The organism is Staphylococcus sp. GDY8P196P (genome assembly GCF_017891705.1).
GTDB classification, from domain to species: Bacteria; Bacillota; Bacilli; order Staphylococcales; family Staphylococcaceae; genus Staphylococcus; species Staphylococcus ureilyticus.
Map to the genome: position 1 here is coordinate 228111 of NZ_JAESJS010000009.1, position 17390 is coordinate 245500.

Sequence of the window (17390 nt, forward strand, 5' to 3'; positions counted from 1 at the left end):
ACGAAAAAACGTCAATTTCAATAGAAATTGACGTTTTTGTATATTAAGATTACTTGTTCTAGGTGAAAGGAGTACGTAACTGATGGACAGTAACAAGCTCATGATATAACAACCAAGACAAAATATACAATGAAAAAAGAGACCCGTAAATGAATCATTAAAAACATTCATTTGCGGGCTTAATATCTTATAATTTATTTCTGTATCCATTTTATTTTTGCTGTTTCATACCTAATAATTGATTTTTCATCTCTGTTTCTAATTGGTTTAATTCAGTTTCTGCTTGTTTACGTTTATTTCGACCCTGTTCCTGGATTTGGAGGGTCTGTTCAATCGTGTCTATGATATCTTGCTGTGTTGTTTTTAAGGTTTCAATATCGACAACACCACGTTCATTTTCAGTAGCTGTAGCAACAGCATTTTGCTTTAAAAGTTCTGAATTCTTGAGTAACAAATTATTTGTAGTATCTGTTACTGCTTTCTGTGCAGAAACTGCATTACGTTGTCTCATTAATGTCAGTGCAATAGACATTTGGTTTTTCCATAAAGGAATGCTCGTTAAAATTGAACTTTGAATTTTTTCTGCTAATGCATGATTCACATTTTGAATCATTCTAATTTGTGGCGCAGTTTGTATAGCAATTTGTCTGGATAGTTGTAAATCATAAATGCGTTTATCTAATCTATCTATAAATTGTTCCATATCTGATACAGCTTGCACATCCATTTGATTACCTGTGGATTCAGCTTGAGCATTTAATTTCGGCATATCTTCTTGTTGTATCACTTGTTGCTTTCTTTTAGCTGCTTCTATATACAGTGTTAATTCATCAAAATACGTTTTATTTAAATGATACAATTCATCTAGCATTCCAATATCTTTATTTAAATTATTTTTATGTTTATCTAGTTCAATTGAAATGCGATCAATTTGAGATCCTACAGATTGCATTTTTGAAAAAATTTCATTAACTGAAGCTTTTGTTCTTCTAAAAATACGTTTTAATTTTGATTGATTTTCTGGGTTTAACTCATCTGGGTTTACAGATTTAAGTTTGCTCATCAATCCATTTAAAGATTCCCCAACAGGACCAACATCTGTGGTTTTCACCTCATTAAGAATACGATGTGAAAATTGAGACATATCAGATTGTGCAGAAGTACCATAATTTAATAAGCTATCATTATCCATTGGTTTTATTTGTTTAGTTAATTCATCAATCTTCTGTTCATCTTCTTTAGTATATTGTTTTGTGCTGTTAATAATTTCTGATTCATTTGCTGATTGTTCATCAATATATTTATCCAATGGGTGCGAATTTAAAAAGTCTTGTTCTCTTACCATTTAATTTCACTCCACTTCTTTATATAAGTTACTTTTGTCTTTTTTGTTCAATTTTATTTAATTCCATTTCTATATCTAATTGGCTATAATCTTCTTCATTAATTCTCTTTAAATCTGCTACTAAAGTTCGTTTAACTTCATCTAAAGTGATGCGAGTTTGTGCTAACTTTTGCTTTTCTTCTTCTGATTTTTTTGGTGATTTTGCTAATCTCGTATAAGATTCAATGAGATTTAATGCATTATCAATATGAGAGTAGAAAAAACTTTCTACTTTAAAAAACATTCTGGGTTGTTGCTTTACTGCATAGTATATTGCTCGAGATATTCTATATATTTCGTTTACTTGTCTAAAATCTTTGATTGATCTTACGTTAACAAAAGTTTTTAAAATTCTTCTTATCTTGTCTTGTGCATTATTTAATTGACTATTTACAAAATGATAATCTCTTCGTGTTAAACCAATCTCATTTAAATATTTTCTAGAAGTTAAACGCTGAGTAGGGAAGTAGAATGCTATAAACGCTACTGCAGAAATAAGAAAATCAAAAATAAAATTTAACTCTAATGCAAATACACTAGAAATCCACGCGATAACAGCTATTGGAAAAGCAATAATGGTCCCATAAATTCGCGAAATATTATATCTCAAACTTCATCTTCCTTTATATTGTACTAAAATTTTCCCATGATTCATTCGTTTCTATCTCTTCAATTTCATAATCTTCAACTTGAGAAGCAGGTGAAGCACCCTCAGTGATAGCATTAATAAATGATGTTAGTGATGATTCATCTCCTTGAGCATAAATCTCTACATAATCAGATATATTTTGAACAGTACCTACAACATTATATTTTTTTGCTATCTTCTCAGTATAATAGCGAAAACCAACGCCTTGTACTATGCCAAATACTTTAATATGTTTGCATTGCATATAATCACCTCTTATTATCATTATACGAAATTTTATCATACAAAACTAATATTTTTGTCTGAATAACAATTGTCTATCCGTCAAAAGTATGAAACAGATAACTTGATTTTATATATGATACAGTTAAAATATTACACATAGCTATTTAGCAATATCTTTTGCGTATGGATGAATAAATTTTTTAAAATACGTTACATAACATATAGATAATATATAAAATTATATACAAATAATTCAAAATAAACGTAATAAATCATGATTAATATAATGATGATCATTACAATGATTTATTTGAAAAGAGCAAGTATGAAGTTGAAAGTGAAAGGGTGTAATTTACATGTGGACAGTTGCAAAAATTCGGGCTGATTACGAAGGCTGGTGGTTATTTAGTGACTGGACTGATCATATCGTGGAACAATATCATTTTGAAAACTATGAAAAGATGCTAAATTACTATCAATCTATCATTGAAAATAGTAAAAGGCACTATGACAATTTTCTGGTTGGTAAATACAATATTCATGCATTTTATAATAATTGCGAATTAGGATTTTGTGAAGATTGTGATGAAGATTTACAGATTTTTTATAGTTATATTGTTTTAAATAATAATGAAGTTTATTATAAATTACCGATTGTTTAAGAAATTGTTTTTTCACAATTGCATTGCATTTTCAGCTATTATGGCTTATAATATGAGTCAAGCAATTGTTTTATTCCATATTGCAAAGAATATTGTAAGACAGATTTACACTGTGAAATTGTATTTTTTGTAATATGCGAATAATGCATATTGAATGAATATTAGTCTTGGAGGTTTCACATTTATGAAACAAGGTACAGTAAAATGGTTTAACGCTGAAAAAGGATTTGGTTTTATCGAAGTAGAAGGAGAAAACGATGTATTCGTACACTTCTCAGCGATTAACCAAGAAGGTTACAAATCATTAGAAGAAGGTCAATCAGTTGAATTTGAAGTAGTTGAAGGCGATCGCGGTCCTCAAGCTGCAAACGTTGTAAAACTATAATATAGATTGCAATATTGACTATAAAAAGAACCTTGTTAAAGGTTCTTTTTTAATATATAAATTTTTAAAATGTAATTTAAAAAGCTCTTTTTAAAGTGAATACTCGTTAATCGAGTACTTTAAAAAGAGCTTTAATTATGATTGATTCTTTATATTATTAACAAGTTATTTTGTATCATTTATGATTAATTGTCGCAATGATTGTCTTTTTATAACTTCTCTAGCTTTACTATCTTTTAGAAAGAATACTGACGGTTTTTGCATTTGGTTGTAATTAGATGCCATGGAATAATGATAAGCACCTGTTGATAAAACAGCTAGATAATCACCGCGTTTAACGGTACTAGGTAACTTAGCATCCTTAATTATAATATCTCCAGACTCACAAAGTTTTCCAGCTATTGTTACAGTTTCATCATTTGGTTCATTTCTATTAACTAATAATGCTTCATACTGAGCATCATATAATGCAGTACGAATATGATCACTCATCCCACCATCAACTGATACATATTTGTTAACATTGGGAATCTCTTTGATTGTACCAACTTCATATAATGTTATACCGGCTTCTCCAACTATAGATCTACCAGGTTCTATTCCAATTTCTGGAAGAGGGTAGTTAAATTCAGTTGAAAATTCTTTTATCGCATCAGTAATTTCTGAAATCCCAGTTTCGATAGGGAAACTTACATCACCTTCAACATATTTAATACTGAAACCACCGCCTAAGTTAATCAGTTCAACCTCTATAGCATTTTCTTTTAACCATTGAATTACTATTTTTGCTGTTTCAATCATCGCTTCTGTGCCTTCAATTTGCGATCCTACATGAAAGTGAACACCTTTTAAATTTAAATGTTTCGTGTTTTTTACTTTTTCAACTGCTTGATTTGCCAATCCATGTTTAATTGACAAACCAAATTTACTATCTTCCTGACCAGTTTGAATAAATTCATGTGTATGGGCTTCAACACCAGGATTTAAACGTAATACGACATTTACCGTTTCACTCGCATATTTATCGATGAGTTCTATTTCTTCTAATGCATCAATAACGATATAGCCAACTTTGCTTTCTAAAGCATACTGTAACTCATGCTTTGTCTTGTTGTTACCATGAAAATGTATATGCTGTGGGTCAAAACCTGCTTCCAATGCCGTATACAATTCTCCTTCAGATACTACATCTAGTTCAAGACCTTCTTCTTGTACTAATTTCACCATTTGTAGACAAGTAAATGCTTTAGAAGCATATGAAATGTTATAGTTTAATCCACTTTTCTGAAAAGCAGTGTGAAATCGTTGCATTTGTGATCTGATTTGATGTTCATCGTAAACAATAGTAGGGGTTCCAAAACTTTGAGCTATTGTTTTAAGACTTGTACCTCCCATTGTTAACTCGCCACGATCATTATATTCTACTACCATAATTTATCTATACTCCTTTATTAGTGAGTCGTGATTCATTGCACTTAATTGTTCAGAATTCGCGCCAACACCTTTAAATGTAAACTCGTCAACACGAATATCATTATTATATAATATTACTTCATCTTGTGCATGCACGTTGTTATCAACTTCAACAAACATATGGCTCATCATCAACGCACGAATAGGGTAACGCTTGCCGTTGATAAGTGCCTCATGTTTTGCTCTTGATTTAAGAATACCATCTCCATAGCCAATATCAACTACTGCTAATTTTGTGTGATTATGCGTAGCTTCGAATGCAAAACTATAGCCACAATAATCACCCTCATTTACTTCACGAACTTGGATAACATTACCTTTAACGGTCAGTGATTGTTCAATCTCATTTACATCAATCGTTTGATAAGGTCTAGAACCGTAAAGCGCAATGCCAACGCGCGCATGTGTATGGTTATCAAACACACCGTTTTCCCTATAATAACTTGCACTGTTTTGTGCATGTATCATTTCAAAGTGATAACCTTCGTCTAATAATGCGTCAACAATCTCTAACCAAGCTTTACGCTCTTCATGATATTCTGATACACCAAATTCATCTGCATATCCAAAGTGAGTCCATAAACCTGTAATACGCATTTTATCTTTACTTTCATCTTTCATATGATGGTGCAACACTTCTTTTATTTCATCTATATTCTTCAAACCTGAGCGATGCAGTAAATTTTCAAATTCTAAATGAACTTGAATACCTTGTAAATCTTTAATATGTTCATAATAGAAATTTAACGAGGGTAGGGTCATTTGAATTTGATAATCTCGCACTTTATCAAATTCATATACTGCATTCATTAAGAAAATCGTTGCATTAGGGGCTAATTGTCTTATGCGAATTGCTTCTCTTAAGGATGTCGTACTAAAAGTATTAATACCAGCTACTAAAAATTGCTGTACTGCAAACTCCAACCCATAATGATAGGCATTATTTTTAACTACTGCCATAATTTGATTGTTTTGGATTACTTTAAGCACATTATTGTAAAATCGTTGAGTGTCAACAAACCAAACTGCGGTCATTGTGATTCCACCTCACTATAGGATTTTAAAATCGCTTCATAATAATCTGCAATTTTAATCAACATATGTTCATTAAAATTTAAAAGGGCAGTATGCAAACCTGTGACAAAACCTTTTGTCTCGTCTCGTACACCGACAAAAATAAAATAACTAGGTGCAAGTTGACTATAAAAGCTGAAATCCTCGCCAAATAAGTAAGGTGTAGGTTTATCAACTATTGTTAAGTTAGCAATGTTGAGACCATTGTCAATATGTTTACGTAATTCAGGTGAATTATATGTTGGTGGATAGCCTTCTTCAAATTTCACTTCACAATCAACGTCAAATAACAATTTTACACTTTCAGCAATTTTGTGCATTTGCAGTTTCACAGTTTCCAAATCATGGACATCATAAGTTCTAATAGTGCCTTCTAAATAGCCATTGCTTGGTACTGTGTTTATGGCTTCTCCGGCTTCAAAATGACCCATATGTACAATATTTCTCTTTAAGCCATTTAAATGGAATTGTTGTATCTGACCCACTTGACTTAAAACATGCTGCAGCGCTTCTCCAGCAGAATGTCCTTGTTCTTTATCCGCAACATGACTTGATAGACCAGTTAAATAAAAACGATACTCTGTAGCACTTGCTGTAATTTCTTCATCACGAATTACAACTCGACCTTCATCTTCAAAAGGCATCACGTGGATACCAAATATAGCTTCGATAGGGTATTTATCAAAAGCGCCTGCACGAATTAAACGGTTTGCGCCACCTCCTGTTTCTTCAGCTGGTTGAAAGATAAATACAATATTTTGAGGCAATGTGCCTTGATCAGCCATAGACTTACAACGTTTAACAAATAACATTAATGCAGTTGTATGCCCATCATGTCCACATGCGTGCATGACATGATCTGTTTTACTTCGATAAGAGACATCATTTTCTTCATAGATAGGCAAAGCATCTATGTCTGCGCGATAAGCAATCGTATGATTACCATTACCTGGTAGATAAGCAATCAAACCTGTTTCCAATGGACGATCGTATTGGACACCAAGTTCATCTAAAAATGTTGCAATATATTTAGTGGTTTCAAATTCATGGAGGCTTAATTCTGGATGTTGATGCAAATGACGTCTATGCGTTGTAACAAATTCTAACTCATTCATTAAAATCAAATCCTTTTAGTTATTATAATATGTATTAATATAAAAAATGCTTATTTATGTATAAAAAGGAGGTTAGACGATTTTATAGTTACAAATTAATATATACATTAAAATAAATGAATACATTAATAATAAAATGTTATATCGTCTAAAACCTCCTACAAATATTAAAATTTCAGTTTTTATGATCTATCTTCTTAATTCAGTATTAATCATTTAATTTTCTTAGTGCTGAAACGATTTCTCTTTTTGAATCTTCAACTTCACTTGTTTGCTTAATTACTTTTGCTGGTGTTCCAGCAACCACAGATCCGGCAGGGACATCTTGCGTAACGATTGCACCAGCTGCAACAATAGAGCTTTCACCAACGCGAACACCTTCAAGTATTACAGCATTTGCACCAATGAGTACGTCATCTTCAATGATCACAGGTGATGCACTAGGTGGTTCAATTACGCCAGCTAATACTGCACCAGCTCCAACGTGAACGTTTTTACCTGTAGTAGCACGACCACCAAGTGTTGCGTTCATGTCAACCATCGTTCCTTCGCCGACTACAGCACCAATATTGATCGTAGCACCCATCATAATCACTGCACCATCTTCAATCGTAGCTTGTTCACGAATAAATGCACCAGGTTCTATACGTGCATTCGTATTAGTTAAATCTTTCAATGGAATTGCTGAATTACGACGATCCATCTCAACTTCTAATTCATCAATCGCTGATTGATTTTTTTCATAAAATTGTTTCCAATCATCCGCTTCACAAAAGATTACTTTAGAGTCAGGTCCACCAAACACTTTAAAATTATCAGGAAATGTTACTTTATCAAACTTACCATTCACATAAACTTTAAGAGGTGTAGATTTCTTTGCATCACTTATATATTGAATAATTTCTTCTGCCGTTAAATGTTGTACCATAATTTTTTCGCTCCTTAAAAGTTATAAATTATCAAATGTATAAAAATCATTTGATTTATTAATTAATTTTTCTGCTGCACCAATCGCTCCATTGGCAAAAATATCTTTTGATTGAGCACGATGGGTGATTTCTATTGTTTCATCAGTACCTGCAAATAACACATCATGTTCACCAACAATCGTACCACCACGAATTGAATGGATACCAATTTCATCTTGTGTACGTTTTTCATCTAACTCATGTCTGTCGTAAACTGGCGTTGTTTTTTCACGTAATGACTCAATGACATCATAAAGCTTTACTAATGTACCACTGGGTGCGTCCACTTTTTTATTATGATGTGCTTCAGTTAGTTCAATGTCAAAATCTTGAAGTAGGGGAACTGCAGCTTCCAAAATTTTAGTTAAAGCATGAACTCCATAACTCATATTTGCACTGAAAAATACTGGCATTTTACTACTTAATTCTTTTAATTTTGCAATAATTTTTTCTTTTTCTCCAGTTGTTGCGATAACTAATGGCAAATTAAATTCATCATCTAATAAAGGCAACAATAACTCTGGATTTGAAAAATCAATTGCAACCTCGGCATCTTTAACGTCTGAAATACGTTGGAACGTTGGATAAGGGTATGATTTAGATGAATTAGGTACAATCACACCTTCAATTTGATGTCCTTTTGCTTCAGCTAATCTTGCTACACGTTGATTCATGGCACCATAGCCTATTAAAACAATGTTCATGTATTGTCACCTGCTTTAAATTGTTCGTATGCTTGTTCTAACGTTTGACGTTCTGCATCTTGCAGTTTCACTAGTGGAAGGCGTACTTCATAATTACCAAACCCTTCAACGGCTGTTAATGCTTTGATAGGAATAGGGTTAACATCAACAGCTAATGCATCTAATAGCGTTTGTATAGGTTGAAATTGTGAATTGATATCTTTTCCACTTTGTTTTGCATCGAATAATGACTGGAATGCATTAGGAATTACATTTGCAGCGACAGAAATGACACCGTTACCACCTTTTTCAAAATAATCTACTACATTATCATCATTACCGCTATACAAAGCAAAATGATTTAAATCTAAACGTTTTTTCAATTCATCCATATATTCAAAATCATTAGTAGCATCTTTTATCGCTACAATATATTCATTATCACTTAATGTTTCAACCGTTTCTGGATTAATAGTCATATTCGTACGTGAAGGTACATTATACAAAATGACAGGTAATTTTACTGCATTAGCTATGGTTGTAAAGTGTTCAATCAATCCACGTTGATTTGTTTTATTGTAGTAAGGCGTGATTAACATAATACCATCTGCGCCAATTTCTCTCGCACGTACTGAAGCTTGAATAGATTTTTGAGTATTATTCGTACCTGTGCCAGCAATCACTGGTACTTTGCCATCTACATAATTAACAACTGTCTCTAATACTTGATCTTTTTCTTCATCAGTTAATGTAGGGTTTTCGGCTGTTGTACCATTAACCACGATACATTTCGCATTATTTTCTAATAAATATTTTACATGTCTTCTAAGGGCGTTTAAATCAACTTCGTTGTGTGTGAAAGGTGTTGTCAAAGCAACACCTACACCTTCAAAAATATATCCCATTTTATCTTACTCCTTTCAAACTCATTACTTGTTCTAAAACTTGTACTGCATTTAAAGCTGCACCTTTTAGTAAGTTATCTGAAGTACACCAAACATGGAAAGTATTATCTAACGAATCATCTCGACGAATTCTACCAACAAATATTTCATCCTTACCAGTTGCATTTATCGCTAGTGGATATTCATTTTGTTCTGGATTATCAATCAGTACGACACGTCCGTCATTGTCAAAAAGCTGCTGAATTGCTTGTACTGAACTTTCGCTTTCAAGCGTAACGCTCATATGCACACTGTGACTATCTTGAACAGGCACACGCACACAAGTTGCTGTTACTTTCAAATCTTCATCTTTTAAAATTTTTCTTGTCTCATCAATCATTTTTTGTTCTTCTTTTGTATACCCATTTTCTAAAAAACTATCGATATGTGGTAAAACATTATTATAAATAGGATGGGGATATGCTTCAGGTGCTTTACCATTCGCACCTTCAGATAAATCTTGTCTGCCTTTTACACCAGACCCTGAAACAGCTTGATATGTTGTATAAGCTACACGTTCTAATCCAAATGCTTCTTGCAATACTTTTAAAGGTACAACCGATTGAATAGTAGAGCAATTTGGATTAGCGATGATTTTTCTTTTTAATACAGGTTCATTAACTTCAGGTACAATTAAATCAATGTCATCTGCCATTCTCCATTGACTAGAATTATCAATAACAATGGCACCAGCTTGTTCAAAAATAGGGGAGAAATGGGCGCTGGTACTTCCACCGGCACTCATTAAAACATAGTCATAATGTTCACTTGCAGCTTCTTCAGTTAATTCTTTAACCGTATATGTTTTGCCTTGAAATTCAATTTTTTCTCCTGCTGAACGTGCTGAAGAAAACAATACTAATTCATCAAATGATATGTTTTTACGATCTACTGTTTCTAACATTTTTCTTCCAACTAAACCAGTTGCGCCTGCTATTGCTAATTTTGTCATATATTATACACTCCATTTTCATTTTAATAAGTTTGCTAAAATTAATTATATTTAGAAAATTCAGATATCAAAAGTTTGATACAAGGCATGAACTGCGCGTCCACCATTTTCAGAATCTATTACACATGAAATACTTATTTCGGATGTGGTGGTTTGATAAAATGCAATATCATTTTCAATCAATGTTATAAATGCTTTTGAAGCAACACCAGACATATCTCTCATACCAGAACCAATTAATGAAAGTTTAACGTATCCCTCATTTATCTTGAAGTCTAAAGCATTAAACCTTTCTTTTAAGTCATCTAAGATGTTTGTTATTTGAACAGCATCTGTATCTTTTATCGTGAAAGACATTTGTAACCCTTCCAAATTAACGATTTGAGAAATCATATCGACATTGACTGATCCTTCTTCTAAATGGTTGAATAAATCTGTCAGTAATCTATTATCCGGTAGGGGATAACTAATTGTAACATGTTGCATATGTTTATCTAATGCAACACCAGTAACTGCTTTTTTTTCTAATAATTCTGCTTGTGACATAATCCATGTTCCTTTCACATTTGATAAAGTTCTTCCTAAATACAAGGGGATGTTATAATTTTTCGCTAATTCAACGCTTCTCGTTTCAAGTACGCCTGCACCTAAAGCGCTCATTTCCATCATTTCTTCATACGAAACATACGACAGACGTTTCGCATCTTTGTAAACCCGGGGGTCAGTCGCATATACACCATCTACATCAGTGTATATCTCACAAGTCGTTTGGTTACTTGCAGCTAAAGCTACAGCAGTGGTATCTGAGCCACCACGACCTAAGGTAGTTACTTCTAATTCATCATTTACCCCTTGAAATCCTGCTACCACTAGTACATCGTTACTTTCAAAAGCTTGTTCAAATGTACTTGGGTCGATTTCAGCAATTTTACTTTTTAAATGATGACCAACCGTTTTGATTCCTGCTTGATATCCAGTCATCGCTTTTGCATTTATACCGATGTCATTTAATACCATCGATAAATAGGAAACGGTCTGTTGTTCACCAGTTGTTAATAACAGAGCCAATTCTTGATCTTTTGGTGTCGTAGTAAGTGTTGAAACATTAGCCATCAGCTCATCTGTTGTTTTACCCATTGCACTTACAACAACGATAAGTTGCTCACCTTCATCAACTCTTGTTTTTAACATGCCTGCTATATTTTTAATTTTAGTAAAATCACTTACTGAAGAACCTCCAAATTTCAAAACACTTCTTTCCAATTCCATATCCTCCTCATTTGATAGGGGAGAATCACAGTGATATAAAAAAGAACAAGTCCGGAATGCGAACCTGTTCTATAATTTATATACAAGTGATGCACTCCATTATTTTAAAATAATGACAGACTCTTAGCTCTTAACCATAAAGTCCAACTTGTTATAAGCTGCTATTATAACTGTTTCGGCATCTCACCCTTTCAAAATTAGCTGCTAGCAGACAGGTTCTTCTAAAATTTACTAATGATTGATGCGCCTCATCAAAACTTATTTAATTTTTGTTTATGAATCATATTATACATATGCTTATATGTACTGTAAACCGCTTTTACAAAGTTTTTTAAATTTACTGAAAAATTAAACGTTTTTATAAACGTTTTGCTAATTAAGTGTAATTTATACACTTTTAAAAAGAACTAAAATATTAAACTTTTAAAATTTATGAGCTTTCTCTTTAAAATTCTTCATATATGGCTGGATCTTGGTCTTTACGTCTACCATCTACACGTGTTAATGCGTTGATTTTCTCAATGTCATTATTATCAAGGGAAAAGTCAAAAATATCAATATTTTGTAATTGTCTTGATACTGTTGTAGATTTCGGAATAGGTACAACACCATTTTGAACATGCCATTTTAATATAACTTGAGGAATAGTTTTATTATGTTTTGTGGCAATCTCCACAAGGTTTTCATCATTGATAACACTAGAAGCACGACCTAATGGACTCCAAGCTTGAGTAATAATTCCTTTAGAAGTATTGTACTGAACCAATGCTTCTTGATTGAAGTAGGGATGTAACTCAATTTGGTTCACAACTGGCAAAACGCCAGTTTCTTGTTGTAGTGTATCGATATGTTCTGGTAAAAAGTTACATACACCAATTGATTTTATTAAGCCAGCTTTTTGTGCTGCAATCATTGCTCGCCAAGCTTCAACATACTTTCCTTGTTTGGGATTAGGCCAGTGAATTAAATATAAATCAAGATAATCTACACCTAGACGATAAATTGATTCCTGAATTGCAGTCAGTGCATCGTCGTAAGTTTGATAACGACCAGGTAATTTTGAAGTAATCATAATTTGTTCGCGTGAAACTCCACTCATCTCGATTGCTTTACCTACAGTACCTTCATTCTCATAATTATAGGCAGTATCTAACAAACGATAACCTTGTTCTAAGGCATTCACAATCGCATGTGTGCCATGCGCGCCATTTAACTTATATGTACCAAAACCAATTTGAGGAATTACTTGTCCATCTAACATATTTAACTGTTTCATTTGCATACCTCCATAACGAAATATGTATTTGATTATATTATGCTTAACCATTTATGCCTAATATTTAGACTCGTAGGGAGGAAGTTACTATAAACAAAAAAGCTAAGATATGTTAATATCTCAGCTTTTAACGTATGATTTCAATCATTGATAATATTTTGCATTTATTTTTAATAACGCGATTTACAATCTGAATTTTTGAAATATACAATACGTATCATCAATTCAATATGATACTTTATATATCGCTTTGTATTTTTAAAGGGTTATTTACTTAATACACCAGTTTCTTGTAAATAAGCTTCATAAGATATTTCTTTTGATAAACCACCAGTAGGGTTTAAGTCAATTACTCGGTTTGCAATTGTATTGATAAATTCAAAGTCATAAGATGTGAAAATCATAGAACCTTTGAAATTTTTCAAACCATCGTTTACTGCAGTAATACTTTCTAAGTCTAAGTGGTTTGTTGGTTCATCTAGCAATAGAACATTCGCGCTAGATAACATCATTTTACTTAACATACAGCGTACTTTCTCTCCACCAGATAAAACACTAGCTTTTTTCTTAACTTCTTCGCCACTAAATAACATACGACCTAAGAAACCTCTTAAGAATGTTTCAGTTTGTTCATCTTCAGGTGCATATTGACGTAACCAATCAACTAAATTCATATCTACACCTTCAAAGTAGTCAGAGTTATCTTTAGGGAAGTAACTGCGGGAAGTTGTGACACCCCATTTTACTGATCCTTCGTCTGGATCCATTTCACCTGCAAGTATTTTAAGTAAAGTAGTTTTCGCAATTTCACTATCTCCAATTAAAACCGCTTTATCATTAGGGTTCATTGTGAATGAAATGTTGTCTAACACTTTATTACCATCAATCGTTTTTGATACATTTTCCACAAATAGCAAGTCATTACCAATTTCACGTTCTGGCGTGAATTTTACGTACGGATAACGGCGTGAAGAAGGTTGAATATCGTCTAATTCAATTTTTTCTAGTTGTTTTTTACGACTTGTTGCTTGTTTAGATTTAGATGCATTTGCAGAGAAACGAGCAACGAAATCTTGCAATTCTTTAATTTTTTCTTCTTTTTTCTTATTTTGCTCTTGTGCCATTTTCATTGCTAATTGACTTGATTGATACCAGAAATCATAGTTACCAACATAAACTTTTATTTTTCCATAATCTAAGTCTGCAATATGTGTACATACATTATTTAAAAAGTGTCGGTCATGTGATACCACAATTACTGTATTTTCAAAGTTAATTAAGAAATCTTCTAACCAGCTTATCGCAGGTATATCTAAACCGTTGGTCGGTTCATCAAGTAGGAGTACATCGGGCTTGCCGAATAAACTTTGAGCTAATAATACTTTTACTTTTTGATTATTTTCTAATTCAGCCATTTTTTTATCTTGTAAATCAGCAGATATACCCAATCCAGATAATAAAGAACCTGCATCTGCTTCGGCATTCCAACCGTCCATTTCAGCAAATTCGCCTTCTAATTCTGCAGCCCTGATTCCATCTTCATCACTGAAATCTGGTTTCATATAAATCTCATCTTTTTCTTTCATTACTTCATATAAACGTTCATGACCTTTAATCACAACATCTATCACACGTTCATCTTCATAAGCAAAGTGATCCTGTTTTAAGATTGCTAAACGTTCGTCTTTTCCCATAGATACATGACCTGATTGTGCATCCAACTCACCAGATAAAATCTTTAAAAATGTTGATTTTCCAGCACCGTTGGCTCCAATCAAACCATAACAATTTCCTTCTGTAAATTTAATATTTACATCCTCGAATAATTTACGATCACCAAACCGTAAACTTACATCAGTAACTTGTAACATGCATTTGCTCCTTTACGTTAATCTACCGGACAAATTATAACACACTTAAGAAGGAGTTTCGACCATTCACAATGAGGTGATGCTTGTTTCTTTATAGCATGTTATAATAGTTAAGAATAAATTTAAGTACGAAGGAGAACAGTATGGCCCAAGAAGAGAAAAATATTGTAGGTTCCATTGAATTTCTTGAAGTCGTTGGATTAGAAGGATCTACTTACAAGTTACAAGGACCAAACGGAGAAGAAGTTAAACTCAATCAATCAGAAGTTAATGAAGAAGACGAGTTAACGATAGGCGAGGAATATAGTTTCTTCATTTATCCTAATAGATCAGGTGCATTGTTTGCGACACAAAACATGCCAGACATTACTACTAGCAAATATGATTTTGTGAAAGTATTAAAAACCGACCGAGATGGTGCACATGTCGATGTAGGTCTTCCAAGAGAAGTTTTAATTCCATGGATAGATTTACCAAAAGTCAAAGATGTATGGCCGACACAAGGTGATGAATTATTAGTTACTTTGCGTATTGATAGTGAGAATAATATGTATGCTCGACTAGCAACTGAGACAATTGTTGATTCAATGTACACGCCAGTACACGATGATACATTACAAAATAAAGTTATTGAAGCAAGACCATACAGAGTTTTAAGAGTCGGAAGCTTTATGCTATCCAAAGATGGCCATAAAATATTCGTACATGAATCTGAACGTAAATCTGAACCTCGTTTAGGTGAAAAACTAGAAGTTCGTATCATCGGACATAATGAAAAAGGGGAGCTTAACGGTTCATTTTTACCATTTGCACATGAAAGACTTGACGAAGATGGTCAACATATTTTTAATTTACTCGTAGAATATGATGGTGAGCTTCCATTTTGGGATAAATCAAGTCCTGAAGCGATTAAAGAAGTATTCAATATGAGTAAGGGTGCATTTAAGCGCGCAATTGGCCATTTATATAAAAACAAAATTATCACTATTGAAACTGGTAAAATTGCATTAACTAATAAAGGTTGGAGTAGAGTCGAAGATTAGTTTCTACTATATAAAATAGTGTTTAGATGCTTATAAATTTATCCTGTACTACATAAATCGTTGTGTAGTACAGGATTTTTTTGTTTTTATATTACAAAACAAACGTGTTTTGTAATATTTATATTTTTACAAATACCGTCATATCAACATTTCAAAAATCATAACATACATAGAATCTCTTATTGTGAATTTTGTAAATGAGGTCAATAAATACTTAACAAAAGATTTACATTATCTATATTTGTATTTAATAAAAGGTGTGTAGTATAGGAACTGTAAGAAATACATATAACTTTTGGGTTATTCACTTATTAGGAGGATGTTTCAATGAAAAAATGGCAATTATTTGGTACTACTGTAATCGGCGCTTCACTTTTATTAGGAGCTTGTGGCGGTGGAAATAGCGATTCTGGTAAAGGAAGTGGAGAAGTTAAAGGTGATGGTTCATCTACTGTAGGTCCAATCATTGAAAAATTAAATGAAAAATTCGCAAAAGATAATTCAGATGTAACTGTATCTAATGGTACAGCTGGAACTGGTGGCGGTTTTGAAAAATTCATTTCAGGCAGCACTGATTTCTCAAATGCATCTAGACCTATAAAAGACGAAGAAAAGAAAAAATTAGATGATAAAGGTATTAAATATGATGAGTTTAAAGTTGCTCAAGATGGTGTGACAATTACTGTAAATAAAGATAACGACTTTGTAGATGAACTTACTAAAGAACAATTAAATGAAATCTACTCAGGCAAAGCAAAAACATGGAAAGACGTTAATTCAAAATGGCCAGACAAAGAAATCAAAGCATTTTCTCCTGACCAATCTCACGGTACTTACGATTTCTTCTCTGAAGAAATTATGGACAAAAAAGATATTAAAGCAGAGAAAAATGCTGATACAAATACAATTGTTCAGTCAGTAGAGAAAAATAAAGATAGTGTCGGCTATTTTGGTTATAACTTCTATAAACAAAATAAAGACAAGCTAAAAGAAGTTAAAATCAAAGATGAAAATGGTAAATTAACTGAACCAACTAAGAAAACAATTCAAGATGGTTCTTACGCATTAAGTAGACCACTTTATATCTACACTAACGAGAAAAAATTAAAAGATAATGAAGGATTCCAAGACTTCATGAAATTTGTCATGAAGGATAAAGGAAAATCAGCTGAAGACGCAGGATTTGTTGCCTTACCTGAAAAAGATTACACTGAACAACAAAGCAAATTAAAAGACATCATTGGTAAAGATAGCGACAAAAAAGACAGCAAAAAAGAAGATAAATAAACATAATAGCAATTTTAAAGTTGGGATTCAGGAAGTAGATAGACAAATAGCATGATTAAGTTATCTATCTACTTCCAAGTTCAATTTATCTAGCGTTTAACAATATAGTGAAAATCGCTATGTTGCTCAA

General features: G+C 32.6%; 17 protein-coding genes and 1 riboswitch. Of the genes, 4 read left to right on the top strand and 13 right to left on the bottom strand.

Going from position 1 to position 17390, the window contains the following annotated elements:
• Nucleotides 1-211: 211 nt before the first annotated feature.
• From KA814_RS05615 to KA814_RS05625, 3 genes are read right to left on the bottom strand one after another with little or no spacing between them, the layout of a single operon-like run.
• Nucleotides 212-1345, bottom strand: coding sequence for a toxic anion resistance protein (locus KA814_RS05615; RefSeq protein ID WP_046208288.1), 1134 nt, complete (start codon nt 1343-1345; stop codon nt 212-214).
• A 28-nt stretch (nt 1346-1373) separates the two neighbouring features.
• On the bottom strand, nt 1374-1994 hold the full coding sequence (locus KA814_RS05620) for a 5-bromo-4-chloroindolyl phosphate hydrolysis family protein (protein WP_046208289.1): 621 nt from the start codon (nt 1992-1994) through the stop codon (nt 1374-1376).
• A gap of 13 nt (nt 1995-2007) precedes the next feature.
• Nucleotides 2008-2277 carry an acylphosphatase gene (locus KA814_RS05625; RefSeq protein ID WP_046208290.1) on the bottom strand — a complete coding sequence of 90 codons (270 nt, stop codon included), beginning with the start codon at nt 2275-2277 and terminating at the stop codon, nt 2008-2010.
• A 337-nt stretch (nt 2278-2614) separates the two neighbouring features.
• Here KA814_RS05625 and msaA point away from each other — a divergent pair, with 337 nt between their 5' ends.
• Both msaA and cspA read left to right on the top strand, forming a co-directional pair.
• Complete coding sequence (msaA, locus tag KA814_RS05630) at nt 2615-2920, top strand: regulatory protein MsaA (protein ID WP_064208967.1); 306 nt, start codon at nt 2615-2617, stop codon at nt 2918-2920.
• A 184-nt stretch (nt 2921-3104) separates the two neighbouring features.
• Complete coding sequence (gene cspA, locus KA814_RS05635) at nt 3105-3305, top strand: cold shock protein CspA (RefSeq protein WP_001831260.1); 201 nt, start codon at nt 3105-3107, stop codon at nt 3303-3305.
• 165 nt (nt 3306-3470) lie between these two features.
• On the opposite strand, the gene lysA is transcribed toward cspA, so the two are convergent.
• From lysA to KA814_RS05685, 10 genes are all read right to left on the bottom strand, one after another.
• Nucleotides 3471-4736: a diaminopimelate decarboxylase gene (gene lysA, locus KA814_RS05640; protein ID WP_064208968.1), complete on the bottom strand. Its 1266-nt coding sequence runs from the start codon at nt 4734-4736 to the stop codon at nt 3471-3473.
• A gap of 3 nt (nt 4737-4739) precedes the next feature.
• On the bottom strand, nt 4740-5813 hold the full coding sequence (locus tag KA814_RS05645; protein ID WP_064208969.1) for an alanine racemase: 1074 nt from the start codon (nt 5811-5813) through the stop codon (nt 4740-4742).
• Entirely contained in the window at nt 5810-6967 is a 1158-nt protein-coding gene (locus KA814_RS05650) for an amidohydrolase (RefSeq protein WP_064208970.1), read from the bottom strand. Before KA814_RS05650 ends, KA814_RS05645 begins: the two co-directional genes overlap by 4 nt.
• A gap of 208 nt (nt 6968-7175) precedes the next feature.
• Nucleotides 7176-7895, bottom strand: a complete 720-nt coding sequence (gene dapD / locus KA814_RS05655; RefSeq protein ID WP_210122691.1) for a 2,3,4,5-tetrahydropyridine-2,6-dicarboxylate N-acetyltransferase — start codon at nt 7893-7895, stop codon at nt 7176-7178.
• A gap of 21 nt (nt 7896-7916) precedes the next feature.
• The gene (gene dapB / locus KA814_RS05660; protein WP_064208972.1) at nt 7917-8639 is read right to left on the bottom strand and encodes a 4-hydroxy-tetrahydrodipicolinate reductase; all 723 of its coding nucleotides are present in this window, start codon (nt 8637-8639) and stop codon (nt 7917-7919) included.
• A complete protein-coding gene (gene dapA / locus KA814_RS05665) occupies nt 8636-9523 on the bottom strand; it encodes a 4-hydroxy-tetrahydrodipicolinate synthase (RefSeq protein WP_064208973.1) in 888 nt (295 codons plus the stop codon). Before dapA ends, dapB begins: the two co-directional genes overlap by 4 nt.
• Nucleotide 9524: 1 nt before the next feature.
• On the bottom strand, nt 9525-10514 hold the full coding sequence (locus KA814_RS05670; RefSeq protein ID WP_046208297.1) for an aspartate-semialdehyde dehydrogenase: 990 nt from the start codon (nt 10512-10514) through the stop codon (nt 9525-9527).
• 60 nt (nt 10515-10574) lie between these two features.
• Nucleotides 10575-11783: an aspartate kinase gene (locus tag KA814_RS05675; RefSeq protein ID WP_191905112.1), complete on the bottom strand. Its 1209-nt coding sequence runs from the start codon at nt 11781-11783 to the stop codon at nt 10575-10577.
• An 81-nt stretch (nt 11784-11864) separates the two neighbouring features.
• Nucleotides 11865-12043, bottom strand: a riboswitch (Lysine riboswitch).
• Between the two features lie 185 nt (nt 12044-12228).
• Nucleotides 12229-13059 (bottom strand): aldo/keto reductase, encoded by an 831-nt coding sequence (locus KA814_RS05680; RefSeq protein ID WP_064208975.1) that lies wholly within the window; start codon nt 13057-13059, stop codon nt 12229-12231.
• Nucleotides 13060-13325: 266 nt separating this feature from the next.
• Nucleotides 13326-14930: an ABC-F family ATP-binding cassette domain-containing protein gene (locus KA814_RS05685; protein ID WP_046208300.1), complete on the bottom strand. Its 1605-nt coding sequence runs from the start codon at nt 14928-14930 to the stop codon at nt 13326-13328.
• 143 nt (nt 14931-15073) lie between these two features.
• On the opposite strand from KA814_RS05685, the gene cvfB reads away from it, so the two are divergent.
• Nucleotides 15074-15973: an RNA-binding virulence regulatory protein CvfB gene (gene cvfB, locus KA814_RS05690; RefSeq protein WP_046208301.1), complete on the top strand. Its 900-nt coding sequence runs from the start codon at nt 15074-15076 to the stop codon at nt 15971-15973.
• 327 nt (nt 15974-16300) lie between these two features.
• A complete protein-coding gene (locus tag KA814_RS05695; RefSeq protein WP_064208976.1) occupies nt 16301-17260 on the top strand; it encodes a PstS family phosphate ABC transporter substrate-binding protein in 960 nt (319 codons plus the stop codon).
• The last annotated feature ends 130 nt before the right edge of the window (nt 17261-17390 follow it).

Coding starts and splice junctions, on each gene's coding strand:
- KA814_RS05615 (WP_046208288.1), bottom strand. CDS start 1,345: ATGGTAAGAGAACAAGACTTTTTAAATTCGCACCCATTGGATAAATAT.
- KA814_RS05625 (WP_046208290.1), bottom strand. CDS start 2,277: ATGCAATGCAAACATATTAAAGTATTTGGCATAGTACAAGGCGTTGGT.
- msaA (WP_064208967.1), top strand. CDS start 2,615: ATGTGGACAGTTGCAAAAATTCGGGCTGATTACGAAGGCTGGTGGTTA.
- cspA (WP_001831260.1), top strand. CDS start 3,105: ATGAAACAAGGTACAGTAAAATGGTTTAACGCTGAAAAAGGATTTGGT.
- lysA (WP_064208968.1), bottom strand. CDS start 4,736: ATGGTAGTAGAATATAATGATCGTGGCGAGTTAACAATGGGAGGTACA.
- KA814_RS05645 (WP_064208969.1), bottom strand. CDS start 5,813: ATGACCGCAGTTTGGTTTGTTGACACTCAACGATTTTACAATAATGTG.
- KA814_RS05650 (WP_064208970.1), bottom strand. CDS start 6,967: ATGAATGAGTTAGAATTTGTTACAACGCATAGACGTCATTTGCATCAA.
- dapD (WP_210122691.1), bottom strand. CDS start 7,895: ATGGTACAACATTTAACGGCAGAAGAAATTATTCAATATATAAGTGAT.
- dapB (WP_064208972.1), bottom strand. CDS start 8,639: ATGAACATTGTTTTAATAGGCTATGGTGCCATGAATCAACGTGTAGCA.
- dapA (WP_064208973.1), bottom strand. CDS start 9,523: ATGGGATATATTTTTGAAGGTGTAGGTGTTGCTTTGACAACACCTTTC.
- KA814_RS05670 (WP_046208297.1), bottom strand. CDS start 10,514: ATGACAAAATTAGCAATAGCAGGCGCAACTGGTTTAGTTGGAAGAAAA.
- KA814_RS05675 (WP_191905112.1), bottom strand. CDS start 11,783: ATGGAATTGGAAAGAAGTGTTTTGAAATTTGGAGGTTCTTCAGTAAGT.
- KA814_RS05680 (WP_064208975.1), bottom strand. CDS start 13,059: ATGAAACAGTTAAATATGTTAGATGGACAAGTAATTCCTCAAATTGGT.
- KA814_RS05685 (WP_046208300.1), bottom strand. CDS start 14,930: ATGTTACAAGTTACTGATGTAAGTTTACGGTTTGGTGATCGTAAATTA.
- cvfB (WP_046208301.1), top strand. CDS start 15,074: ATGGCCCAAGAAGAGAAAAATATTGTAGGTTCCATTGAATTTCTTGAA.
- KA814_RS05695 (WP_064208976.1), top strand. CDS start 16,301: ATGAAAAAATGGCAATTATTTGGTACTACTGTAATCGGCGCTTCACTT.